This is a genomic window from Pantoea sp. E956-1, assembly GCF_982223955.1.
Genome location: NZ_CEUYZP010000001.1, coordinates 1,190,537 through 1,213,803 on the forward strand (window position 1 = coordinate 1,190,537; position 23,267 = coordinate 1,213,803).

The 23,267-nt window shown below is 58.2% G+C and carries 21 protein-coding genes; 7 read left to right on the forward strand and 14 right to left on the reverse strand.

The window, feature by feature from the left end; all coding sequences use genetic code 11:
- Window positions 1-73 precede the first annotated feature (73 nt).
- The 10 genes from purF to AC0T7J_RS05740 all read right to left on the reverse strand — a co-directional run bounded on the left by purF (window position 74) and on the right by AC0T7J_RS05740 (window position 10,350).
- A complete protein-coding gene (gene purF, locus AC0T7J_RS05695; RefSeq protein ID WP_010258001.1) occupies window positions 74-1,591 on the reverse strand; it encodes an amidophosphoribosyltransferase in 1,518 nt (505 codons plus the stop codon).
- A 37-nt stretch (window positions 1,592-1,628) separates the two neighbouring features.
- Complete coding sequence (gene cvpA / locus AC0T7J_RS05700) at window positions 1,629-2,114, reverse strand: colicin V production protein (RefSeq protein WP_003854265.1); 486 nt, start codon at window positions 2,112-2,114, stop codon at window positions 1,629-1,631.
- Window positions 2,115-2,379: 265 nt separating this feature from the next.
- Window positions 2,380-3,162 (reverse strand): cell division protein DedD, encoded by a 783-nt coding sequence (gene dedD / locus AC0T7J_RS05705; protein ID WP_473792730.1) that lies wholly within the window; start codon window positions 3,160-3,162, stop codon window positions 2,380-2,382.
- Window positions 3,152-4,420: a bifunctional tetrahydrofolate synthase/dihydrofolate synthase gene (gene folC, locus AC0T7J_RS05710; RefSeq protein WP_473792732.1), complete on the reverse strand. Its 1,269-nt coding sequence runs from the start codon at window positions 4,418-4,420 to the stop codon at window positions 3,152-3,154. The genes dedD and folC overlap by 11 nt, the downstream gene beginning before the upstream one ends.
- A 94-nt stretch (window positions 4,421-4,514) precedes the next feature.
- Complete coding sequence (accD, locus tag AC0T7J_RS05715; RefSeq protein WP_008926479.1) at window positions 4,515-5,429, reverse strand: acetyl-CoA carboxylase, carboxyltransferase subunit beta; 915 nt, start codon at window positions 5,427-5,429, stop codon at window positions 4,515-4,517.
- Between the two features lie 144 nt (window positions 5,430-5,573).
- A complete protein-coding gene (locus AC0T7J_RS05720) occupies window positions 5,574-6,236 on the reverse strand; it encodes a DedA family protein (protein ID WP_473792734.1) in 663 nt (220 codons plus the stop codon).
- 29 nt (window positions 6,237-6,265) lie between these two features.
- Window positions 6,266-7,069, reverse strand: coding sequence for a tRNA pseudouridine(38-40) synthase TruA (truA, locus tag AC0T7J_RS05725; protein ID WP_419138715.1), 804 nt, complete (start codon window positions 7,067-7,069; stop codon window positions 6,266-6,268).
- A gap of 2 nt (window positions 7,070-7,071) precedes the next feature.
- The gene (locus AC0T7J_RS05730) at window positions 7,072-8,079 is read right to left on the reverse strand and encodes an aspartate-semialdehyde dehydrogenase (RefSeq protein ID WP_022625082.1); all 1,008 of its coding nucleotides are present in this window, start codon (window positions 8,077-8,079) and stop codon (window positions 7,072-7,074) included.
- Window positions 8,080-8,381: 302 nt separating this feature from the next.
- Window positions 8,382-9,515 carry a 4-phosphoerythronate dehydrogenase PdxB gene (gene pdxB, locus AC0T7J_RS05735; protein WP_473792737.1) on the reverse strand — a complete coding sequence of 378 codons (1,134 nt, stop codon included), beginning with the start codon at window positions 9,513-9,515 and terminating at the stop codon, window positions 8,382-8,384.
- A 55-nt stretch (window positions 9,516-9,570) separates the two neighbouring features.
- Window positions 9,571-10,350 carry an AraC family transcriptional regulator gene (locus AC0T7J_RS05740; protein ID WP_473792739.1) on the reverse strand — a complete coding sequence of 260 codons (780 nt, stop codon included), beginning with the start codon at window positions 10,348-10,350 and terminating at the stop codon, window positions 9,571-9,573.
- Window positions 10,351-10,457: 107 nt separating this feature from the next.
- On the opposite strand from AC0T7J_RS05740, the gene AC0T7J_RS05745 reads away from it, so the two are divergent.
- Window positions 10,458-11,357 carry a DMT family transporter gene (locus tag AC0T7J_RS05745; protein ID WP_473792741.1) on the forward strand — a complete coding sequence of 300 codons (900 nt, stop codon included), beginning with the start codon at window positions 10,458-10,460 and terminating at the stop codon, window positions 11,355-11,357.
- Here AC0T7J_RS05745 and AC0T7J_RS05750 read toward each other — a convergent pair.
- Window positions 11,338-12,726 (reverse strand): sensor histidine kinase, encoded by a 1,389-nt coding sequence (locus AC0T7J_RS05750; RefSeq protein ID WP_473792743.1) that lies wholly within the window; start codon window positions 12,724-12,726, stop codon window positions 11,338-11,340. The two genes, AC0T7J_RS05745 and AC0T7J_RS05750, sit on opposite strands and share 20 nt — an antisense overlap.
- A complete protein-coding gene (gene tctD / locus AC0T7J_RS05755) occupies window positions 12,717-13,388 on the reverse strand; it encodes a transcriptional regulator TctD (protein ID WP_473792745.1) in 672 nt (223 codons plus the stop codon). Before tctD ends, AC0T7J_RS05750 begins: the two co-directional genes overlap by 10 nt.
- 120 nt (window positions 13,389-13,508) lie before the next feature.
- Here tctD and AC0T7J_RS05760 point away from each other — a divergent pair, with 120 nt between their 5' ends.
- The 4 genes from AC0T7J_RS05760 (at window position 13,509) to flk (ending at window position 17,612) form a co-directional block, all read left to right on the forward strand.
- Window positions 13,509-14,489: a Bug family tripartite tricarboxylate transporter substrate binding protein gene (locus tag AC0T7J_RS05760; protein WP_473792747.1), complete on the forward strand. Its 981-nt coding sequence runs from the start codon at window positions 13,509-13,511 to the stop codon at window positions 14,487-14,489.
- Window positions 14,490-14,501: 12 nt separating this feature from the next.
- On the forward strand, window positions 14,502-14,933 hold the full coding sequence (locus AC0T7J_RS05765) for a tripartite tricarboxylate transporter TctB family protein (protein ID WP_473792749.1): 432 nt from the start codon (window positions 14,502-14,504) through the stop codon (window positions 14,931-14,933).
- 10 nt (window positions 14,934-14,943) lie between these two features.
- Window positions 14,944-16,449, forward strand: a complete 1,506-nt coding sequence (locus AC0T7J_RS05770) for a tripartite tricarboxylate transporter permease (protein ID WP_473792751.1) — start codon at window positions 14,944-14,946, stop codon at window positions 16,447-16,449.
- Window positions 16,450-16,562: 113 nt separating this feature from the next.
- Entirely contained in the window at window positions 16,563-17,612 is a 1,050-nt protein-coding gene (gene flk / locus AC0T7J_RS05775) for a flagella biosynthesis regulator Flk (protein ID WP_010671443.1), read from the forward strand.
- Between the two features lies 1 nt (window position 17,613).
- On the opposite strand, the gene AC0T7J_RS05780 is transcribed toward flk, so the two are convergent.
- Window positions 17,614-18,057, reverse strand: coding sequence for a rhodanese-like domain-containing protein (locus AC0T7J_RS05780; protein ID WP_473792754.1), 444 nt, complete (start codon window positions 18,055-18,057; stop codon window positions 17,614-17,616).
- Window positions 18,058-18,144: 87 nt separating this feature from the next.
- Here AC0T7J_RS05780 and pdxR point away from each other — a divergent pair, with 87 nt between their 5' ends.
- Entirely contained in the window at window positions 18,145-19,569 is a 1,425-nt protein-coding gene (gene pdxR, locus AC0T7J_RS05785) for a MocR-like pyridoxine biosynthesis transcription factor PdxR (protein WP_473792756.1), read from the forward strand.
- Window positions 19,570-19,858: 289 nt separating this feature from the next.
- On the opposite strand, the gene fabB is transcribed toward pdxR, so the two are convergent.
- The gene (fabB, locus tag AC0T7J_RS05790) at window positions 19,859-21,079 is read right to left on the reverse strand and encodes a beta-ketoacyl-ACP synthase I (RefSeq protein WP_010257968.1); all 1,221 of its coding nucleotides are present in this window, start codon (window positions 21,077-21,079) and stop codon (window positions 19,859-19,861) included.
- 154 nt (window positions 21,080-21,233) lie between these two features.
- Here fabB and mnmC point away from each other — a divergent pair, with 154 nt between their 5' ends.
- On the forward strand, window positions 21,234-23,240 hold the full coding sequence (gene mnmC, locus AC0T7J_RS05795; RefSeq protein WP_473792758.1) for a bifunctional tRNA (5-methylaminomethyl-2-thiouridine)(34)-methyltransferase MnmC2/FAD-dependent 5-carboxymethylaminomethyl-2-thiouridine(34) oxidoreductase MnmC1: 2,007 nt from the start codon (window positions 21,234-21,236) through the stop codon (window positions 23,238-23,240).
- Window positions 23,241-23,267: the final 27 nt, after the last annotated feature.

Here is a 23,267-nt window from a genome sequence, read left to right on the forward strand (position 1 = left end):
CCTGCGGGTTTCTGAAAACAAACAGGGCGGGATTGCTCCCGCCCTGTTTTATGCTGCCCGCCTGCTGAAGATATCAGCCTTCGTTGTGCAGCTCGAGGTTTTCGACTTCGTTCTGCCGCTGAAGTGCTTTGGCATCATCATTACGCAGCGACTCAAGATACTCCAGATATTGCTGATCGACATCTTTCGTCACGTAAATGCCGTTGAACACTGAGCACTCAAATTGTGCAATGTCCGGATTCTCTTCGCGTACCGCTTCGATCAGATCGTCCAGATCCTGGAAGATCAGAGCATCGGCTTTAATCAGCTGGCGAATCTCTTCCACTTCACGGCCATGCGCAATCAGTTCCGTGGCGCTTGGCATATCGATACCGTAGACGTTCGGGAAACGAATTTCCGGCGCCGCTGACGCCAGATAAACCCGTTTTGCGCCCGCTTCACGCGCCATCTCAATGATCTGCTCTGAGGTGGTACCGCGAACAATAGAGTCATCCACCAGCAGCACATTTTTATCACGGAATTCGGCGCGGTTAGCGTTGAGCTTGCGGCGCACAGCGCTGCGACGTAACTGCTGGCCCGGCATGATAAAAGTACGGCCAACGTACCGGTTCTTCACAAAGCCCTGACGATAGGGTTTGTCGAGAATACGTGCAATTTCCAGCGCGATATCGGTGGAGGTTTCAGGAATCGGAATCACCACGTCGATATCGAGATCTTCCCACTCGCGCGCAATTTTCTCACCCAGCTTGGTGCCCATGCGGACACGGGCACTGTAGACCGAGATTTTGTCGAGGAAGGAGTCGGGACGCGCAAAATAGACATACTCGAACAGGCACGGATTGCTTTTCGGATTTTCAGCGCACTGGCGGGTAGACAGCTGGCCCGCTTCAGTGACATAAACCGCTTCACCCGGTGCAACGTCACGGATGAATTCAAAGCCCAGCGTATCCAGCGCCACGCTCTCGGAGGCGACCATATACTCGGTGCGACCATCAGCGATAACGCGCTTGCCCAGTACCAGCGGACGGATACCGTTAGGATCACGGAAGGCGACCATACCGTGGCCGATAATCATCGACACAACCGCATAGGCACCGCGCACCTGCTGATGCACGGCAGCAACCGCAGCAAAGATGTTGTCGGCTGTCAGCGGATCGTTTTGAAAACGATCTAATTCCTGCGCAAAGATGTTCAGCAGGATTTCAGAATCTGAGGTGGTATTAACGTGACGGCGGCCCTTTTCAAACAGGTGCTTACGCAGCACGTGGGCGTTGGTCAGGTTACCGTTGTGCGCCAGGGTGATGCCATACGGGGAGTTTACATAGAATGGCTGCGCTTCAGAGGCACTGGAGCTTCCCGCGGTTGGATAACGTGCGTGACCGATCCCCATATTGCCCTGCAGACGCTGCATGTGGCGTGCTTCGAAAACGTCGCTGACCAGGCCGTTTGCCTTTCGCAGGCGAAAACATTTCAGCGCATCGATAGTACAAATGCCTGCGGCATCCTGCCCGCGGTGCTGGAGCACCGTTAACGCGTCATAGATCGACTGGTTGACCGGCATGAAACCGGTGATACCGACAATACCGCACATGTTGTCATTTCCTCATTAAGCCGCACTCCCGGTCACATCACCGGGGTAAAAAACTCGACGTGCTTTTCAGGTAATCAAAAAACCACCTGATTATATAACTGAACTCGGGAATGAGTTGAGACTGTTGCCAGTCCGGACTTTTGGAAAAGCCAGTGAATGTATCGAGGAAGAACAGCAAAGCGGCTACGATCAGCACACCACGCAACGCCCCGAAACAGACGCCCAACACCCGGTCGGTTCCCGACAGGCCGGTTTTTTCCACCAGCGTGCCGATAACGTAGTTCACAATGGCCCCCACAATCAGGGTCGCCACAAACAGCACACCGATGGCGATACCGTTACGAACCAGTTCGTCGTCAAAACCTGTAAACCAGACTGCAAGGTAGGCGTAGTAATGACTGGCGACAAAAAACGCGCATCCCCAGGTAACAAGAGATAAGGCTTCCCGGACAAACCCACGGACCAGGCTGACCAGAGCCGAAAAACCAACTACCGCAATAATGACGTAATCAATCCAGATCATGAACTCTTCCAGCGCCAGTGCAATTGCACCCCTGCATCCAGTTCGGGGCGCATTCTAACAGAAAAAGAAAACGTTTGCGTAGCGGTTTTCTTTTTCTGCATCCATAAAAAAGGCGATGAAAAAAAACGCTATCGCCTGTGTGATTCTCAGCCGGACAGGCCATTGATAATCGTGATTATTTTGCGCGGCAGCGCGCTTCCAACGCGCTGCCTGAGGGGCAAAAGATGCTGCCTGTCACTGCCATCGGCAGCGCCAATCGCCCGTTTTAGCGGGCGCTGTATGGCTTCACGACACCGCCCAGTCCGGAGATGCTTTTCAGCTCGCCAACCGCACTCTGCATTTTGGTTTTCGACGCATCCGGCCCAACGTAAATGCGGGTGATCTGACCCTGTACCGGCGTTGAAGGCACGGTAAAGGCGCGGTAGCCCGACAGCCGCAGCTGCGCGACAATCTCATTCACTTTGCTGGCGTTTTTCAGCGCACCTAACTGCACTACATAAGCCTGTCCTGCCGGTGCCGTCGTCTCTGCTGATTTTGGCGCCTCTTCCTGCTTCGGCTGTTCGGCCACTTTAGGCTGTTCAACCGGCTTAGGTTTAGGCTGCACGACGGCTTTTGGCTTCGGCTGTTCGACCGGCTTCTGCTTAGGCTGCTCTGCCGCTTTCGGTTTCTGCTGCTCAACGACCTTCGGCTTCGTCACCGTCTGTGCGGGCACAGACTGATGAACCGGCGGCGGCGAAACCACTACCGGATCGCTCTCGTCTTCCGGTTGAGTCCGCCCCTGCTCCGCCGTGACGTTGGTTTTGCCATTGCCATTGCTGCTGCTGACCGCATTGCCCGCACCTTCCGGCGGCTGTGCCGGCAGCGACTGGGTTACCGGCGGCACCATTTCGCTGTCCTGCTGATCGTCAGGTTTTGGCACCAGCGGAATGGCCGCGAACTCCTCTTTGTAATGCTTTTTCTGACCATCCAGCAGCCCTGGCAGCACAATCACGCCAATGGCGACCAGAATAACGGTGCCGACTAAACGGTTCTGAAACTTACTTGCCACGTCCTTTCTCCGTTTCAATCGATTCCATGACCTGTGCAACAGTGTGGAATGAACCACAGACCAGCACAATGTCCTGTGGCGCTGCCCGCTGGCGTGCCTGCTGCCAGGCGAGCGCAACCGAACTAAATGCCTCGCCCTGCGGCAGGGCGTTCAGCAGTTGCTCAGCACTGGCCCCGCGCGGTCCGTCAAGGGGCGCGCAGTACCAGGCATCGACCACCGGGGCCAGCGCCGCCAGCGTACCGGTGATATCTTTATCATGCAGCATGCCTACCACGGCATGCACTTTGCCACGTTTCGGCAGTGCCGCCAGCCGCGACGCCAGATAGGCTGCCGCATGCGGGTTATGGGCAACATCCAGAATAACGCGTGGTGATTCGCTGAGGGTCTGAAAACGGCCTGGCAGCATTGCCAGCGGCAGGCTGGCGCGAATCTGCGCCTCACTGACTTCAAGCCCTGAGACCCGCAGCGCCACCAGCGCGGTCGCCGCGTTAGGCAGCGGCACCTGTGGCAGCGGCAGATAGTTCAGCTCACCCGTCGCATCACGCAGTGACCAGCTTTCTGCCTGCGCATGCCACGACCAGTCACGGTTGCGCTGCAACAGCTGCGCACCTTTTTCCTGTGCGACCACGGCAATACTCTGCGGCATATCCGGTTCACCCACTACCGCAGGTTTCCCTGACCGGAACACCCCGGCTTTCTCACGCCCGATGCTTTCGCGATCCGGGCCAAGCCAGTCGGTGTGATCGAGCGCAATGCTGGTGACCACCGCGACATCGGCATCCACGATGTTTGTCGCATCCAGCCGTCCGCCGAGGCCGACTTCGAGGATCACCACATCCAGCTGCGCCTGGCGGAACAGATTCAACGCGGAGAGCGTGCCAAATTCAAAATAGGTCAGCGAAATATCGGCACGTCCGGCTTCAATCTCCGCAAAGCTGGCACAGTGCTGTGCTTCACTCAGCTCCTCTCCCTGAACCCGAACGCGCTCGGTATAGCGCACCAGATGCGGTGAACTGTACACGCCAACGCGATAGCCCGCAGCGATCAGCAGTGTTTCCAGGGTGCGACAGGTGGTGCCTTTACCGTTGGTACCGGCCACGGTAAAGACAAAAGGAGCGGGTTTCAGCAGGTCAAGACGAAGCGCAACCTGACGAATACGGTCCAGACCCAGTTCGATGGCCTGAGTATGCAGGTGCTCAAGATAATAAAGCCACGTGGCCAAAGGCGACGTGGCTTGGGGAAGGTGAAGATTGTCCATATGTCCCGTTTTGCTTATTTATACCTGGCAGACTGGTGCTGCGGTATACGGTGCATTGGTAAGAGGCGCGGCGGCCGCGCCTCTCTATCTCCTGTCAGGCCTCGTTGCTTTCCGATTCAGTCGTCGCAGGAGCGGACTGTTCACCGTCATGCAGCGGTGCCGGCAGGTTCATCATTTTTGCCAGCAGGCTTGCCAGTTTGTAGCGCATTTCCGGACGGCGAATGATCATATCAATCGCGCCCTTTTCAATCAGGAACTCACTGCGCTGGAAGCCCGGCGGCAGTTTTTCACGCACGGTCTGCTCAATCACGCGTGGGCCGGCAAAGCCGATCAGCGCTTTAGGTTCCGCGATGTTGAGGTCACCCAGCATCGCAAAACTGGCCGAAACGCCACCCATGGTCGGGTCAGTCAGCACGGAAATGTAAGGCAGACCACGTTCCCGCATTTTGGCCAGTGCCGCACTGGTTTTCGCCATCTGCATCAGCGACTGCAGCGCTTCCTGCATACGCGCCCCGCCGCTGGCGGAGAAGCAGATCAGCGGGCAGTTATCTTCTAACGCCTGCTCAACCGCACGCACAAAGCGCGCACCGACTACAGAGCCCATTGAACCGCCCATAAAGGCAAATTCAAAGGCTGCCGCAACTACCGGCATGCTGTGCAACTGACCTTTCATGACCACCAGCGCATCTTTCTCACCGGTGTCTTTCTGGGCCGCTACCAGACGATCTTTATACTTTTTGGAGTCACGGAACTTGAGCAGATCTTTAGGTTCAAGTTCACTGCCCAGCTCAACCATCGTGCCCTGATCGAGGACACTGCCGAGGCGCTCACGGGCGTGCATACGCATGTGATGGTCACACTTCGGGCAGACCTCAAGATTACGCTCCAGCTCGGCGCGGTAGAGAACCTGACCACAGCTGTCACACTTGGTCCAGACCCCTTCCGGGATACTGGCTTTGCGCACAGGCGTTCCGGTGCTTTTATTAAGAATGCGTTCAATCCAGCTCATTGATGACCTTTCTGTTTAAAACTGACCTGGTCCAGTCGTCTTGATACTGCTGAAAACCGCTTCAGCAGACGGTAAATGTCGCTCATTAAACCACAACCTGTTCAGACTGTGGATAAAAATCTGGTCTTACCCCTGAGCGAAGCTTTACGGCTGCTTCTGCTGCTTAGCCTGACGGCGATGACGCCAGACTTCAATCACACCTGGCAGAATCGAGACCAGGATAATGCCCACAATCAGCAGCTTCAGGTTTTCCTGCACCACAGGCAGATCGCCAAACAGGTAGCCGGCATAGGAGAACAGCAGCACCCACAACAGCGCACCCGTTACATTGAACAGCGCGAAGTGGCGATAGGACATATGGCCCATACCCGCTACAAACGGCGCAAACGTACGGACGATCGGCACAAAGCGCGCCAGGATAATGGTTTTTCCGCCGTGACGGGCATAAAACGCATGGGTTTTATCCAGATGGCTGCGACGGAAAATCTTCGAGTTCGGGTTACTGAACAACCGTTCGCCAAACAGGCGGCCAATGGTGTAGTTCACTGCATCGCCCAGAACCGCCGCCACCACTAATAATGCCACCATCACATGCACATTAAGATCGTTACCCGGCAACGCCGCCAGTGCGCCCGCGACAAACAGCAACGAGTCACCCGGCAGGAAGGGCGTCACCACCAGACCGGTTTCGCAAAACAAAATCAGGAACAAAATAGCGTAAATCCAGACACCGTACTGTGCAACCAGTTCGGCAAGATGCACATCAATGTGCAGAATAAAATCAACCAGAAAATGGAGAAACTCCATGGCGCGCCCTTTTAAGTCCTGAAAGTGAATTAATCCGCGAGGAACAACGGTCCCATCGACGGCTGTGGTAACGCAAAGTGGGATGGGTAATCCACCGCCACCAGATACAACCCTTCTGCCCGGGCTGTGGCTGCGGCTAATGTCCGATCCTTCGCCGCCAGCAGCGTTGCCATCCATGACTCCGGCTTATTGCCGCAGCCTATCTCCATCAGGCTGCCCACGATATTGCGCACCATGTGATGCACAAAGGCGTTGGCTTTGATATCCACAATCACGTACGAACCCTGACGCGTCACGTTGAGGTGAATCACGTTGCGCCACGGTGTACGCGACTGGCACTGCACCGCGCGGAATGAGGTGAAATCATTCTCGCCTAACAAACACTGTCCGGCGCGCTGCATCTTCTCCGCATCCAGTGGATGGTAAAAGTGCGTCACGCCCTGCGCCAGCACCGCCGGACGCAGACGCTGGTTGTAAATCAGGTAGCGATAGCGTCGGGCCGTGGCGCTGAAGCGAGCATGAAATTCATCCGGCACCGCTTTCACCCAGCGCACCGCAATATCCGGCGGCAGATTGGCGTTGACGCCCAGCGTCCAGGCCCCATCAGGCCGCTGCGAGGTGGTTTCGAAATGGACCACCTGCCCCGTCCCGTGTACGCCTGCATCGGTGCGGCCAGCACAAAAAATGCTGACCGGATGATCGGCGACTTTCGACAGCGCGCGCTCTACCTTTTCCTGCACGCTGCGCACTTCATTCTGACGCTGCCAGCCGTAGTAACGGCTGCCGTCATACTCGATGCCGAGCGCCAGTTTTTGCGTCTGACCATCGGACATGGTTACAGATACTCCTGAACCAGTTTCTCAGCGGTTTTCACCGCCATCAGCGCGCCGCCAAAACGAATGTTGTCCGCCACTGACCAGAACTGCAGCAGCTCAGGGATACCGTAGTCGTTGCGCACAGCGCCGATGCTCAGTTCGCCGTTACCTGAGGCATCCGTGACCGGCGTCGGCACTTCATCCTCTTCGCTGAGACGAATATCTGACGCCAGCGCCAGTTCGGCACGCGCTTCTTCAGCAGAGAGCGGACGCAGGTTTTCGATATGCACAATCTGCGCATTACCGTAGAACACCGGAGCCTGTACGCTGCTGACCGCAATCGGTAAGCCTTCGTCCTGCAATACCTTACGCACCTGATCAATCAGACGACGCTCACTTTCCACGCTGCCTTCTGCGTCGGCCTGTTGTGGCATCAGGTTAAACGCCAGCTGACGACCAAAATGGTGTTCATCGGCCGGAATACCGTTCAGCAGGCGAGCACTTTCCCCGGCCAGCGCATCAACAGCCACTTTGCCGTAGCTGGAAACCGAGATCAGGTTAGTCACCTGTAAACGACTCAATCCGGCCGCATCGACCAGTGGTTTAATGGCGGTCAGCAGCTGGCTCACCAGGTTGTCCGCCACGCTGATGATGTTGCGATTGCGATAATCTGCCAGCACCTGCGGATTCACATCCGGCACCACCAACGGCACATCAGGTTCCAGCGCAAACAGCTCGCTGCTGTCGATCACCAGACAACCGGCATTGGCCGCTTCATCGGCAAAGCGCGCCGAGGCGTCACGTCCCGCCACGAAAAAGGCCAGTTGCGCCTGTGACCAGTCGAACGTCTCCGCATTTTCGACCCGCACCGAGCGGCCTTCGAAACGTTTGATTTCGCCCGCGCTGTTTTCGCTGGCCAGCAAATATAATTCACCAACCGGGAACTGGCGTTCCGCCAGCAGTTCCAGTACAGCGTTCCCTACTGCGCCTGTCGCGCCAAGTAGCGCAATATTCCAGCCGTCAGACATGTTGGTTTACTCCAGACAATGACATAAAAACAGAAGGCGGTGATATTCACCGCCCAGGGATTCAGATTTATCCCCGTCGTCTTTCACGTTGCATCTTTGTTGGCTGCGTTCACTCACCCGAATCACTTACCTGAGTAAGCTCATCGGGATGCGTTCTCTTGCCGCCTCAATGCAACCCGAAATCCATTGGGTATATCCCCCCAGAACCCGCCGTCATGCAGACATGCCAGCAGCGCGTACCTTCCGTTCACTGATTAATTCAGTGCGGAAACCGCGCCAGGGCGCCTGACCTGCAGCGCCCGCTATTCCGGGGAGATGATTGCGTTAAAGCCCAGCTGGTTCAGCAGCTCAGCGGTTGTGGCGTCATCGCAGTTCACCTGCAGCGATGACCACTCGCGGCGCTCCTGATACTGCTTGCGCAGGCGATCAAACTCGCCGGGTTTCGCCGCCACTTTACGCAGAGGGGCATCATCGCGGCGCACATCATACACCAGATGCGCCAGGCGTTTCAGCGTTGGCTGATCCAGCGGGCCATTCAGGGTAATTTCACTGAATTCCGGCACCGGCAGTAAGGTGCTGAGCGGCACCTGTTGCGGCTGACCAATAAAGTCGCACCAGGCTTCAAATACCTGAGTGGTGCCGCGCGCTTTGCCTTCCAGGGTGTAGCCCGCGATGTGCGGGGTGGCGATATCGACCTTATCCAGCAGCGCCAGCGAGAGATCCGGCTCCGGCTCCCAGACATCCAGCACCACGCTGAGATCGTGCCGCATTTTCAGCACCTCCAGCAGCGCGCTGTTGTCCACCACCGGGCCGCGACAGGCATTGATCAAAATAGTGTTGGGCTTCAGCGCCATCAACAGCGCCGCATCCGCCAGATGCCAGCTTTTATACGGGCCGTCTTTAAACAGCGGCGTATGGAACGTCAGAATATCAGCCTGCTCCGTCACCGCCTCCAGCGACAGGAAGTCGCCCTCGTCACCGCGATCGGCACGCGGCGGATCGCACAGCAGGGTTTTAATGCCCCAGGCCTCAAGACGCTTTTGCAGTCGCCCACCGACGTTACCGACGCCAACAATACCGACAGTGCGGTCACGCAGCTGGAAACCATCGCGTTCCGCCAGCAGCAGCAGCGCAGAGAAAACATATTCCACCACCGCAATGGCGTTACAGCCGGGTGCGGCAGAGAACGCAATGCCCGCCTGCTGCAGCCAGTTCTCGTCGATATGATCGGTGCCCGCCGTGGCGGTGCCGACAAATTTCACCGGCTTTCCTGCCAGCAGGGCCTCATTCACCTGGGTGACTGAGCGCACCATCAGGCCATCGGCATCGGCCAGTTCAGCCACTGGCAGCGGACGCCCCGGCACTGCGACCACGTCGCCGGTACGGCTGAATAGCTCACGGGCATAAGGCATATTTTCATCGACCAGAATTTTCACCACGGCTTTCCTGTCAGTTACATATCAGGCAATTATTCTGGCACAAAGCGACGCGTTAGCCTAACCGTGCACGGTAGCGTTCTGGCGTGGTTCCCGCCTGTTGCTGGAACATCACAATCAGCGCCGAAGCTGAACTGTATCCCAGCTCATGGGCGATGCTCTGCACGCTTTCCCCCTGCTCCAGCAGCACAATGGCGCGCAGAAACCGCAGCCGCTGCCGCCACTCGCCAAAGGTCATATGAAGCTGCTGCTGGCAGCGACGCGCCAGCGTCCGTTCGGTGGTAAAGACCCGCGCGGCCCAGCCCGCCAGCGTGGTGTTATCGCCCGGATGCGCTTCCAGCGCATGTAGCACTGGCGCGAGAAACTTATCGTCAGAGGTGGGCAGATAACTCTCCTGAACCTGCGCCAGCTGCAGGCGATCACGCAGCACCTCGCACAGCCGCCACTGCGCCTCCGTTTCGGGTTGCTCAATTTGCTGCTCAGCAAACTCATCCATAATGGCGTGTGCTATCGGATCGACCAGCATCAGGCAGGCGCGCTGCGGCAGATCGCCGCATAACGGGGCCGCCAGATTAAAGGTTCGGAACTGTGCCTGACGATGGTTATAGCTGCTGTGAAGCTGGCCCGGAGGGATCCAGACCGGAATATCGGCCGGCGTCAGCAATCGTTCCCCCTCGACCTGCATCTCCAGTACGTGGCTTTTCACTATAATCAGCTGACCCCAGGCATGCGCATGCGGCAGATATTCAGTGCGGGCATTGGCCTGTTCGTAACGCATAAAGTAGCGCAACTGCGGCGCGTCCAGGGGCGGCTGGTAGATCACTTTCAGGGTCATTCTGTCCGCTCCACAACTAATTTTGTCCGATATTAACTATCTGAATAAATCCGGACAAGCGTACACTGCGCCTCATTATGGCGTGTTATGGCGTGTGGAGAGTCAGCATGTTTTTCCTGTACCCGCTCTTTGCGGTAATAATCTGGTCGATCAACTCAATTGTGAGCAAACTCTCGGCGGATGCGATCGATCCGGCGGCGATCTCATTCTACCGCTGGTTACTGGCGCTGCTGGTGCTGACGCCCTTTGTGCTGCCCGGCGTCTGGCGCACGCGTCAGGTCATTAAACCGCACCTCTGGCGGCTGGCGATCCTTGGCCTGCTCGGCATGGTGCTCTATCAGAGTCTCGCCTACTACGCAGCACACAGTGTCAGCGCACTCTTTATGGGCATTATCGGCGCCCTTATTCCGCTGCTCACTGTGCTGCTGAGCGTGGTAATCCTGCGGATTGCGCCGACGCTCGGCATCCTGCTCGGCAGCATCATCTCCTTTACCGGTCTGGTATGGCTGGTCAGTGAGGGCAACGTGATGCAGCTGCTGAATCACGGTCTGGGAAAAGGTGAACTGCTGATGCTGGCCGCCTCTGCCGCCTATGCGTTGTATGGCGTGCTGACACGCCGCTGGGCGCTGCCGCTGCCGATCTGGCAAAGCCTGTATGTGCAGATATTATTCGGTGTCGTGCTGCTGCTGCCTGGTTTTCTGCTGGCTCCCGAGGTGGCGCTTAACCGGCACAACCTGCCGCTGGTGGCCTTTGCCGGTCTGTTTGCTTCGATCATCGCGCCGTTCCTGTGGATCCACGGCGTACAGCGTCTGGGTGCCAGCACCACCAGTATCTTTATGAATCTGATCCCGGTCTTTACCGCGGTGATCGCGGTGATTTTCCTGCATGAGCAGCTACACAGTTACCACTGGATTGGCGGCGGTCTGACGCTTAGCGGGGTAATACTGGCGCAGCGGCTGCGCACACCGCTCACCCGAACAAAACCGGTCAACCTGCGTCGGCTGTAAACCGTATCGTCACGCGCAGCCCGCCCAGTTGCGGGCTGCGATCCAGCTGCATACGGGCACCATGCCAGGCACAGATATCCTGTACCAGCGCCAGCCCAATCCCGGCACCCGGCTGCACGCCGACATTATCCAGCCGCTGAAAGGGCTGTAACGCCTTCAACTGCTCTGCCCCGGAAATGCCTGGCCCGTTGTCCTCGATTTCCAGCTTTCCCGCCACCACCCGCGCGGTAACGATACCGTGATGCGGAGTATATTTAATGGCGTTGTCCAGCAGGTTGGCACACAGCTCGCCGAGCAGCACGCTGTCCCCGATCACCTCACTGCTCTCATCGCCCTCATAGCCAAGATCGATTTGCCGGGTGCGCGCTGCCGTGTAACGGCTGAGACAGGCTTCACGCACGATGACCGCCAGATCGACCCGCATCATCGGCTTATCTTCACCGTGACGTGCCTTGATACGCGCCAGCTGCAGCAGCCGATCGGTGAGTAAGATGGTCTCATCCAGTGTATGACGCATACCATGAAGACTCTCCTGCCACTGCTCGGGGCGTTCACTGCTGAGCGCCACGCTCACCTGGGTTTTGAGGATAGTGAGCGGTGTGCGCAACTGATGTGCTGCGTCTGCGCTGAAGCGATCCTGACGCGCCAGCAGGCCGCGCAGACGCTCCAGATAGCGGTTAAAGGCGATGATCAGTGGTTGCAGTTCAGACCACGGCAGCGAGGGCAACGGCGTTAATTCTCCGCCGTCGCGCTGTAATACAATCCGTGACAGACGCCGCAGCGGGCGTAACACCCGACGCAGCATCAGGCTGGCCAGCAGCAACGTCATCAGCACCAGCCCGCTCTGGCTGATCAGCGCGGTACGCATCAGCCCGCGGGCAAACTCCTGGCGTGAATTGACCGTTTCCGCCACCAGTACCAGCGCCATGCCGTCAACGCCCGCCTCGCTCACCGGTTGCCACAGTGCCGCTACCCGAATGCGATGCTGGTGATAACGCCCGTCATAAAAGTGCACCAGCGCCGGGTAAGCGGTCGACATTTCACTGGCGGGGGGAATCGGCGGCAGGTCATCGTAGCCGGACAGCGTCTTTCCCTGTGGGGAGATCACCTGATAAAACAACTGGTCATTCATGTTGCGTTCGAAACTGTCCAGCACCACCCAGGGAACATCGATCTCCAGATGATGCTGGCGCACTACCAGCCGTTCTGCCACGGTGCGCGCCGAGGCCAGCAGCGAGCGATCGTACGCCTGATTAGCGGCCGCCAGCCCGCTTTGATAATGGGTGTAAACCGACAGCGCCCACAGCAGCAGCAGCGGCAGGCCGAGCCAGGCGAGCAGTTCGCCGCGCAGCGAATGGATCAACCGCACGGCAGCGTTTCCAGGCTGTAACCGAGTCCGCGTAGCGTCACGATGGCGACATCACTGCCCGCCAGTTTTTTCCGTACCCGATGGACATAGAGCTCAATGCTCTCCGGGCTGGCCTCATCCGCCAGGTTAAACGTCTGTTCATACAGATGCTGACGGGAAACCGGCCGGCCGTGGCGTTGCATCAGCGTAGTCAGAATGCTCGATTCACGCGGCGTCAGCGCCAGCGACCGGTCGCCCAGCATGAAATAGCCTTCGCCGTCCAGCACCAGCTGGCCCAGCGACTGCGTTTGCGCAGCCTGGTTCTGGCTGCGCCGCAGCAGCGCCCGCAGCCGCGCTTCCAGTTCATCCAGTTCAAAAGGTTTGGTCAGGTAGTCATCCGCCCCGAGGTTCAGGCCGCGAACCCGATCGTCCAGCGCACTGCGTGCCGTCAGCAGCAAAACGGGCACGCTCTGTCCGCGCCGCCGCAACCGCGTCAGCACTTCCAGCCCGTCGATGCGCGGCAGTGAGACGTCCAGCACCACCAGCGCATAGGCTTCACACTGCAAGGCGTGATCGGCGGCGACACCCTCTGCCACCCAGTCAACGGCAAAGCCTTTTTGCGTCAGCGCTTTCTGCAGCCAGCGCGCCAGGTCAGCCGTATCTTCCACCAGTAAGAGACGCATATCACATCCTGTCATTAAATCCGGGTAGTGAAAGGTAAATGAAAGGTAATTGTTTTAACAATTCAGCAACGCCAATAGTTCGGCAGCAATCACACTCTGGAAGAATGAATGGAGCCTACGATGAAAAAAATAATCCATACCGCCCTGACCACCGCTCTGCTGGCACTGATGGTGCCTGCTGCAACCGCCGCCGACGGTCCAGGCCGTACTGAATGTATTGCACCGGCCAAACCGGGTGGCGGTTTTGACCTCACCTGTAAGTTGTTGCAGGTTTCGCTGCAGGAAACCAAACAGATTGAGACACCGATGCGCGTCACCTATATGCCCGGCGGCGTCGGCGCGGTGGCCTACAACGCAATTATTGCTCAGCGCCCGGCTGAAGCCGGCACGGTAGTCGCCTTCTCGGGCGGCTCGCTGCTGAATCTGTCGCAGGGCAAATTTGGCCGCTACTCGGTGGACGATGTGAAGTGGCTGGCAGCGGTGGGCACGGATTACGGCATGGTGGCGGTGCGTGACGATGCGCCGTGGAAAAACCTCGGCGAACTGATGGCGGCGATGAAAGCGGATCCGACCAAAGTGGTAGTCGGAGCCGGAGCGTCCATCGGCAGCCAGGACTGGATGAAAACCGCGCTTCTGGCGCGCGAAGCCGGGATCGATCCACGCAAGATGCGCTATGTCGCCTTTGAAGGCGGCGGCGAGCCGGTGACGGCACTGCTAGGCAATCATATTCAGGTGGTCTCCGGCGACATGAGTGAAATGGTGCCGCATCTGCAGAGTGGCAAAATGCGGGTACTGGCGGTGATGTCCGATCAGCGCCTGCCGGGCCAGCTGGCGCAGGTGCCTACCGCCAAAGAGCAAGGTTTCAACATTGTCTGGCCGGTCATCCGCGGTTACTACCTCGGCCCTAAAGTCAGCGACGCCGATTACCAGTGGTGGGAGCAGGCGTTCAAAAAAATGGTGGATACCCCGGAATTCAAAAAGCAGCGTGATATGCGTGGCCTGTTCGAATTCAATATGTTTGGCCAGGAGCTCGACAGCTACGTGAAAAAGCAGGTGTCGGATTACCGTGAGCAGGCGAAATCATTTGGCCTGGCCAAATAACAGGAGCGAATGATGAGCGATCGTATTTTTGCAGGCCTGTGGCTGGCGCTGTGCCTTGGCGGCATGGTAGTGGCCTGGCAAATCCAGAGCGAATACAGCTATGAACCGGTGGGGCCGCGGCCCTTCCCGATGGCGATCCTCGGCCTGATGGCGATCTGTGCCCTGCTGATGCTGTTTCGCAAACCCGATACCATTCACTGGCCTTCACGCAGCACGCTGAAACGACTGGTGGCGCTGGCGCTGATGATGATGCTCTATGGCTGGCTGTTTGAAACGCTGGGCTTTGCCATCTGTACCACCCTGCTGACTTTCGGCATCGGTCTGCTGTTTGGCGCGCGCTGGTGGGCAGCGGCGCTGGCCGGGCTGGTGATGGGCAGTACGCTGTTTTATGCCTTTGATCGCCTGCTGGAAGTGACCCTTCCGGTCGGCAGCTGGCTGAGTTAAGGAGAGCATCATGGATACCTGGTCCTTTTTAATGCAGGGCTTTGCCGTCGCCATGACGCCAGAGAACCTGCTCATTGCCCTGATTGGCTGCTTTATCGGCACCATTGTCGGCCTGCTGCCGGGTCTTGGCCCGATTAATGGCGTGGCGATTCTGATGCCGCTGGCCTTTGCGCTGCACTTACCAGCGGAATCGGCGCTGATTCTGCTGGCAACGGTCTATATCGGTTGCGAATATGGCGGACGTATCTCCTCTATCCTGCTTAACGTACCCGGTGATGCCGGCGCGATCATGACCGCGCTGGATGGCTATCCGATGGCGCAACAGGGCAAGGCGGGCGTCGCCCTGTCGATTTCGGCGGTCAGCTCCTTTATCGGTTCTACCATTGCCATTATCGGCATTATTCTGTTCGCTCCGCTGCTGGCAAGCTGGTCGCTGGCCTTTGGTCCGGCGGAATATTTTGCCCTGATGGTGTTCGCTATCGCCTGCCTTGGCAGCATGATGAGTCACAATCCGCTGAAATCGTTCCTCGCCGCACTGATTGGGCTGGGAATGGCCACGGTGGGCGTTGATGCCAATACCGGCGTCTACCGCTTTACCTTTGACAGCGTTCATCTTTCTGACGGCATTCAGTTTGTGGTCGTGGTGATTGGCCTGTTCTCGGTCAGCGAAATTCTGCTGATGCTGGAGTCGACCAGCGGCGGGCAGAAAGCGGTTCGGGCCAGCGGACGCATGATGTTCAATATGAAAGAAGCGGCAATGGCGACTGGCGCCACGCTGCGTTCCTCTTTCATTGGTTTCTTCGTTGGGGTGCTGCCGGGTGCCGGTGCAACCATTGCCAGCGCCATCGCCTATATGACCGAGAAGAAGATCAGCGGCAGCGATCAGTTTGGCAAAGGGGATATTCGCGGTGTGGCTGCGCCGGAAGCGGCAAACAACGCTTCGGCCTGCGGCTCCTTTATCCCGATGCTGACGCTGGGGATCCCCGGCTCGGGCACGACTGCGGTGATGGTCGGCGCGTTGACGCTGTATAACATCACGCCGGGACCGGCGATGTTTGTTGAACAGCCAGATATCGTCTGGGGTCTGATTGCCGCTCTGTTAATCGGCAACGTGATGCTGTTGATCATGAATATCCCGATGATCAACGTTTTCGCCCGTATGCTGACCATTCCACTCTGGTTCCTGGTTCCGGCAATCGCCGCCATCTCGGCCGTGGGTGTTTACGCGGTACACAGCACCACCTTCGATCTGTTGCTGATGGTCGGGCTGGGGATCTTCGGCTATATCCTGCGTAAGATGGATTTTCCGATGTCGCCATTGATTCTGGGCTTTGTGCTGGGTGAAATGCTGGAGCAGAACCTGCGTCGTGCGCTGTCGATCAGCAACGGGAATATGGTCATCCTGTGGGAAAGCCTGATTTGCAAAGTCCTGCTGGTGCTGGCGATTGCCGTGCTGGTCGTGCCGCCAATCTGGAAACGCTGGCGTCGTCATCGTCTGAAGCTGGCAGAAGAGTAAATCTCCCGCCGAAACGCGTGCGCCCCCGTGGGATTTCCCGGGGGCTTTTGCTATCATGGCCTATTCATTTTCCGGCGCACCCCACGCTGTTCTGTTTTCCCAAGGAATCCGCCATGCAACCACTCAGCGGCCCCGGTGTGCCGGTCGGCGATCGTTCATCTGTCAATCCGCAAACTGGCGTAACGCGTCACGGTTCAGTGGCCGGTGAACAGCCCCTCTCACCAGCACAGCGCACGACGTTAGAGCGCCTGATCGTGCGTATCTCATCGCTCAGCAATCTTAAAGCGCCTGAACTGTGGGCGGGCGTACGCCATGAAGTGGGCGTAAAGAGTGAAGCGGAGTTGCAGTCGCGTCATTTTCCGGCAGCGGAACAGTACCTTAATGGCCGCCTTACGCAGACGCAGAATGGGCATGCCACACGCCAGCTGATGACCCAGCTCACCGATCTGCTGCCGAAAGGCAATAACCGTCAGGCCGTCAGCGATTTTATCCGTCAGCAGTTTGGTCAGACCGTACTGAGCGCGCTGAGCCAGGATCAGCTGCGCCAGGTGCTGACGATGCTGCAGAACGGGCAGATGACCATTCCTCAGCCGCAGCAGATTCGCGTCAGCGATCGCACGCTGCTGCCTGCCGAGCACCATACGCTGAATCAGCAGGTGGTACGCCTGGCCGCTGCCACTGGCGAATCCACCGGTAAGCTGTGGACGGCTGCGCTGAAACTGGTGAATCTGACCAGCGGTGATCCCATCCCGTCGCGCCACTTCCCGCTGCTGACTCAGTATCTGCAGGTGCGTCAGACGCTGAGTCAGCACAGCGCACCGACGCTGCAATTGCTGGAAGCCTCCCTGAAACAGCCGCTTGATCAGCAGGAGCGGCAGCAACTGGAGGACTACAGCCAGCAGCGTTTCCAGGCCACGCCGCAGACGGTGCTTACCGTAACGCAGACCCAGGATCTGCTGAACTTCCTGTTCAGCCGTCGCGCCGACCGGGCAGAAAAACTTCTCGAACAGCCGCTGGCTGCCAGCGAGATTAAACCGCAGCCGATCTGGTCGCCCTTTGTGGCGTCACTGCCGCCCGCGATTCAGCCTCTGGCAGAGCGCCCCCTGCTGGGTTTCTTTGTCGCACTGGTCGTCATCACCCTTTTACTCTGGCTGGTTCTCTGAGTTAACAGCCACAGAATGCTTTGGGCGCGGCGACTGGCCATTCACCCGGAGCATCACCCCAGGTCAGCGGATGACCGTCACGTTTCCAGAAATCCAGCCCGCCAATCAACTCCTTCACCTGAAATCCCAGCGAGGCCAGTTTCCAGGCCGCTTTCGTCGAGCCGTTACAGCCAATGCCGTCACAATACGTGACATAAACTTTGCTGCGATCGAGCCGGGCCGTCGTAGTGGCATCCATCTCGCGATGCGGAAAGTTGATCGCGCCGCAAATATGCCCGGCGCGATAAGCCTCCGGCGCGCGAGCATCGATCACCACAATATCCGGGATTTGCCGCCCCAGATCTTCCGCCAGATCCCAGGCATCGGTGTAAAAAGCGAGTTTTGCCTGCAAATAGTCGAGGCTTAGCTGCGGTGTGGCGGCCGGAATGCGTAAAACCGATGACATAGCGATTCTCCTGTTGTGGTGAGTCTGCAGTTTACGGCAAAGTGGACTGCTTACTGATACCCATTCTCCATCAGGTATAAGACCCATATGTCTGCACCGTTACTACAACTTTTCCAGCATCAGACCAGCGGTGGCGTGCGAGAGCGGCTCTGCTCTACCCTGCGACTGGCGATCAACCGGCACCATCTGCATGCTGGTCAGCAGTTGCCGTCCAGTCGGCAGCTGGCGCAGGATCTGCATCTGTCACGTGTGACGGTGGAAGCGGCCTACGGGCAGCTGGAGAGTGAAGGCTATCTGCGACGCGAGACCGGTCGCGGTACTTTTGTTGCCATCATCATCCCCACCCACTCATCATCATTACCTGCCCGGCCTCAGCCCGTCCGTTTCTCGGCGCGGGGCCAGCAGGTACTGGCAACCGGTGGCTGTCAGGATCCCCCTTTTCCTCATGCGTTCGCCGCCGGTTCACCGGAGTTACGCGCTTTTCCCCACGACACCTGGCGACGCCTCGGCAGCAGCGTGCAGCGTTCACTGGGCAGCATTGCAATGGGATATGGCGATCCCTGCGGCTACCTGCCGTTACGCAGCGCACTCGCGGATTATCTGGCGCTTTCCCGGGGCGTGGTATGCCAGCCGGAACAGGTGATTATTCTGACCAGTTCACAACAGGCACTGCAGTTACTGGCAATGATGTTCGTCGATCCCGGTGATGAGGTATGGATGGAGGAGCCGGGCTATCCTGGTGCGCGTAACGCCTTTCTGGCTGCCGGCGCACAGGTGCGCGGGATTGGGGTCGATGCCGAAGGTGCCATCCCCGCCAGCGGCAGTGCAAAGCTGATGTATCTGACGCCATCGCATCATTATCCTTGCGGCGTGACGCTGAGCCTGGCGCGACGCCTGGCGTGGCTGGACTGGGCGCAGTACAACCGGTGCTGGCTGATCGAAGACGATTATGACAGCGAATTTCACTACGACGAACGTCCTATCCCTGCGCTGCAGGGACTGGATCGCCATCAGCGGGTAATTACGCTGGGCACCTTTTCGAAGTCGCTGTTTCCCTCCCTGCGGCTGGCCTGGATGGTGGTCCCGCCCGCGCTGATTACCCCCATAGGCCAGGCTCGCAGCGTGCTGGATGGACACAGCGCCCTGCTGCCGCAGGCTGTCACCGCCGCCTTTCTGCAACAGGGGCATTTCGCCAGCCATCTGCGGCTGATGCGTCAGCTCTATCGCAGCCGTCGCGATCTGCTGCTGACGCTAATTGCTCAGCAACTGTCGCCGTGGCTCACGCCAATTGCCAGCGGCGGCGGGTTACAGGTCACTGTCAGACTGCAACAGGATGAAGCACGGTTAACCGCACTGGCGGCTCAACAGGGTCTGCTGCTGCCGCGTCTGAGTCCGCTCTATGCCGGGTCTTCGCCTCAGCAGGGCTGGATGCTGGGCTTTGCCGCACTGACGCCTGACGAGATTGTGGCAGGATGCGATACATTGCTGCGGCTGCTGCAGCGGGAGGGCTAGAACGGAGGTTTTAACGAGGTAAAGCGGATGGGCTGTAAAACGTCAGACGACTGACCAACCCCATTCAGGATGTATCTTACCGCCACACAGTAGCACAACGCGCAGGGAACAGGGGCAGAGGAGGAAAGCGTCCCGCGCCATGGACGGCGCGGGCCGAGCGGCCAGGGATTGGCTTTAGCGTCTTTCCGATCTGCCCGTGTTCCCTGAGCACACCATGAGTTGCAGCGAAGCATGTTCACAAAAAACAAAAGGGCCGGCAAGCCGGCCCTTCAGAGTGCTGACGTAATAATTACGCCTGATATTTACGCATGGTCAGCGTGGCGTTGGTGCCGCCAAAACCAAAGCTGTTAGACATCACGGTAGTCAGCTCTTTTTCCATCGGCTCAGTGACGATGTTCATACCGGTTGCTGCCGCGTCAAGCGAGGTGATGTTGATGCTTGGCGCGATAAAGCCATGCTCCAGCATCAGCAGCGAGTAGATCGCTTCCTGCACGCCAGCCGCACCCAGAGAGTGGCCGGTCATCGCTTTCGTTGCTGAGATGTATGGCGTGTTATCGCCAAACACTTCACGAATCGCACCCAGCTCTTTCACATCACCCACCGGGGTAGAGGTTCCGTGGCTGTTCAGATAGTCGATAGGTGTATCGACACCGTGCATCGCCATCTTCATGCAGCGCACTGCGCCTTCACCTGATGGAGCAACCATGTCTGCACCGTCTGAAGTGGCACCATAACCGACGATTTCGGCATAGATATGCGCACCACGTGCCAGCGCATGCTCCAGCTCTTCAACCACGACCATGCCACCGCCACCGGCGATAACAAAGCCGTCGCGCTCATTGTCATAAGTGCGTGACGCTTTTTCTGGCGTGTCGTTATAACGGGTAGAGAGTGCGCCCATGGCGTCGAACTCACAGGCCATTTCCCAGCACAGCTCTTCGCCGCCGCCTGCGAAAACGATATCCTGTTTGCCAAGCTGGATCTGCTCAACGGCGTTACCGATACAGTGCGCAGAGGTGGCACAAGCGGAGCTAATCGAGTAGTTTACGCCATGAATTTTGAATGGCGTTGCGAGGCAGGCAGAGACGCCAGAGGCCATCGCTTTGGTGACCACATAAGGGCCAACCGCTTTCAGGCCGCGTGGGCTGCGCATTGCATCAGCACCAAATACCTGGAAACGAGGGGAGCCGCCGCCTGAACCCGCAATCAGACCCACACGTGGGTTACTCTGATACGCTTCAGCGCTGAGGCCAGAATCTTTAATCGCTTCTTCCATGGAAAGATAAGCATAGATGGACGCATCACTCATAAAGCGCACAACTTTGCGATCGATGAGGCCGGTGGTATCTAATTTAACGTTACCCCAGACGTGACTACGCATGCCGGAATCTTTCATCTCTTCAGAAAAGGTGATGCCAGAGCGTCCTTCACGCAGAGATGACAGCACCTCCTGCTGGTTATTACCAATACTGGAAACGATCCCTAAGCCAGTAATCACAGCACGTTTCATTCAATCTTCCTCATCCACTTCTTCTTAATTGGCATGCACTCTAGCGTACACTTGTACGCCGAACAAGTCCGATCAGCTATTTCCTTTTGTAAATTTGCGTCATGTCACGCGGGTCGCTAGAATCGCGCCACTGCCTGAAAAACGAGCCTTTACCGTGAAATTGACCCCGGTTGAACATGCAAAGCTAAACTGGAATGAACAGGGTACACCTGTTTCCCGAGCGTTTGGCGATGTCTATTTCTCTAATGACAACGGTCTGGAAGAGACACGCTATGTCTTCCTTGGCGGCAACGGTTTTCCCCAGCGTTTCGCTGAGCATCCGCGCGATCTGCTGATCGTGGCGGAGAGCGGTTTTGGTACCGGTCTTAATTTCCTGACGCTGTGGCAGGCGTTCGATGCGTTTCAGCGCGAACAGCCCGACGCCACTTTAAAACGTCTGCATTTCATCAGCTTTGAGAAATTTCCGTTAACCCGTGAAGATTTAACCGCGGCGCAGCAGCACTGGCCCGAACTGGCCCCCTGGGCGGAGGCGCTGCAGGCGCAGTGGCCCGCTGCCCTGCCCGGCTGTCAGCGTTTGCTGTTTGATGGCGGCCGCATCACGCTCGACCTGTGGCTGGGCGATATTAACCTGCTGATGGGTGAGCTGGATGAGAGCCTGAATCGTCAGGTTGATGCCTGGTTCCTGGATGGATTCGCGCCCTCAAAGAACCCGGATATGTGGACGCCGGAGCTGTTCGGCATGATGGCAAAACTGGCGCGGCCGCAGGGGACCTTCGCGACTTTTACGGCTGCAGGTATTGTCCGGCGCGGTCTGCAGCAGGCGGGCTTTGCGGTCATCCGCCGCAAAGGATTTGGCCCGAAGCGCGAAATGCTATGCGGGCCGTTGCAGGATGCGCCTCCGCTGCCCGCCGCACAGCCCTGGTATCATCGTCAAGCTGCGGAGCAGCGTGATGTGGCCCTGATTGGCGGCGGCGTCGCCAGTGCCACCCTGGCGCTGGCGCTGCTGCGTCGCGGCTGGCGGGTAACGCTTTATTGCGCCGATGAGGCGCCCGCGCTGGGCGCGTCCGGCAATCGTCAGGGAGCACTCTATCCGCTGCTCAACCAGCACGACCCGGCGCTTGCCACCTTTTTTCCCTCGGCCTTCAGCTTTGCCCGGCGGCTCTATGATCAACTAACCGTCACCTATGAGCATCACTGGAGCGGGGTGCTGCAGCTGGGCTGGGATGAGAAAAGCCGTAAGAAGATCGATCAGATGCTGGCGATGGATCTGCCTGAAACCATCGCCTGTGGTGTTGATGTGGCAGAGGCAGAGAAACTGGCGAATGTTGAACATGGCTGTGGCGGCATTTTCTATCCGCAAGGCGGCTGGCTCTCACCGGCAGAGCTGACCACCGCGATGCTGGCGCATGGCGAGACCCGGGGATTGCGTATTCAGTGGCTGCACCGGGTGAGCGCGCTTTCCCGGGAGGAGGATCACTGGACGCTGACGTTCAGCGATCGTCCGGCGGTGCGTCATCCGACCGTCGTACTGGCAAACGGTCATGCGATTGCCGACTTTGCGCAAAGCGCCCCACTGCCGACCTATCCGGTGGCCGGTCAGGTAAGCCATGTTCCCTCCACGCCCGGCCTCAACGCGCTGCAAACGGTGCTCTGTTACGACGGCTATCTGACGCCTGTCAGCCCGCAGTTTGGTACGCACTGCATCGGGGCCAGCTATCACCGTGGCGATACTGCAACCGCGTATCGGGAAGAGGATCAGCAGGAGAACCGCAGCCGCCTGCTGCATTGCCTGCCTGACAGCTGCTGGGCCGAAACGGTGGATGTCAGTGATGGAAAGGCAAGAATGGGGGTGCGCTGCGCTACCCGGGATCACCTGCCGATGGTGGGCGGCGTGCCGGATTATGCTGCTACGCTGGCGCAGTATGCTGATTTGCCGGCACAGCAGGCAGCAGGCGGCGATATCGCTGACGCGCCCGATCTTGCGGGCTTGTATCTGTTTGGGGCGCTGGGATCGCGCGGCCTGTGCAGTGCGCCGCTGGCGGCCGAAGTGCTGGCAGCTCAGCTGGCGGGCGAGCCTCAGCCTCTGGATGCCAGTACCCTGGCAGCACTCAATCCGAATCGTTACTGGGTAAGGAAATTACTGAAGGGAAAAGCCGTTTAGCGGACGCTAAGGGCGGCATGCCGCCCT

Bases quoted from the DNA above. Each gene is read 5' to 3' on its own strand.
- purF (WP_010258001.1), bottom strand. From the start codon at position 1,591: ATGTGCGGTATTGTCGGTATCACCGGTTTCATGCCGGTCAACCAGTCG.
- cvpA (WP_003854265.1), bottom strand. From the start codon at position 2,114: ATGATCTGGATTGATTACGTCATTATTGCGGTAGTTGGTTTTTCGGCT.
- folC (WP_473792732.1), bottom strand. From the start codon at position 4,420: ATGGACAATCTTCACCTTCCCCAAGCCACGTCGCCTTTGGCCACGTGG.
- accD (WP_008926479.1), bottom strand. From the start codon at position 5,429: ATGAGCTGGATTGAACGCATTCTTAATAAAAGCACCGGAACGCCTGTG.
- AC0T7J_RS05720 (WP_473792734.1), bottom strand. From the start codon at position 6,236: ATGGAGTTTCTCCATTTTCTGGTTGATTTTATTCTGCACATTGATGTG.
- truA (WP_419138715.1), bottom strand. From the start codon at position 7,069: ATGTCCGATGGTCAGACGCAAAAACTGGCGCTCGGCATCGAGTATGAC.
- AC0T7J_RS05730 (WP_022625082.1), bottom strand. From the start codon at position 8,079: ATGTCTGACGGCTGGAATATTGCGCTACTTGGCGCGACAGGCGCAGTA.
- AC0T7J_RS05740 (WP_473792739.1), bottom strand. From the start codon at position 10,350: ATGACCCTGAAAGTGATCTACCAGCCGCCCCTGGACGCGCCGCAGTTG.
- AC0T7J_RS05745 (WP_473792741.1), top strand. From the start codon at position 10,458: ATGTTTTTCCTGTACCCGCTCTTTGCGGTAATAATCTGGTCGATCAAC.
- tctD (WP_473792745.1), bottom strand. From the start codon at position 13,388: ATGCGTCTCTTACTGGTGGAAGATACGGCTGACCTGGCGCGCTGGCTG.
- AC0T7J_RS05760 (WP_473792747.1), top strand. From the start codon at position 13,509: ATGAAAAAAATAATCCATACCGCCCTGACCACCGCTCTGCTGGCACTG.
- AC0T7J_RS05765 (WP_473792749.1), top strand. From the start codon at position 14,502: ATGAGCGATCGTATTTTTGCAGGCCTGTGGCTGGCGCTGTGCCTTGGC.
- AC0T7J_RS05770 (WP_473792751.1), top strand. From the start codon at position 14,944: ATGGATACCTGGTCCTTTTTAATGCAGGGCTTTGCCGTCGCCATGACG.
- flk (WP_010671443.1), top strand. From the start codon at position 16,563: ATGCAACCACTCAGCGGCCCCGGTGTGCCGGTCGGCGATCGTTCATCT.
- AC0T7J_RS05780 (WP_473792754.1), bottom strand. From the start codon at position 18,057: ATGTCATCGGTTTTACGCATTCCGGCCGCCACACCGCAGCTAAGCCTC.
- pdxR (WP_473792756.1), top strand. From the start codon at position 18,145: ATGTCTGCACCGTTACTACAACTTTTCCAGCATCAGACCAGCGGTGGC.
- fabB (WP_010257968.1), bottom strand. From the start codon at position 21,079: ATGAAACGTGCTGTGATTACTGGCTTAGGGATCGTTTCCAGTATTGGT.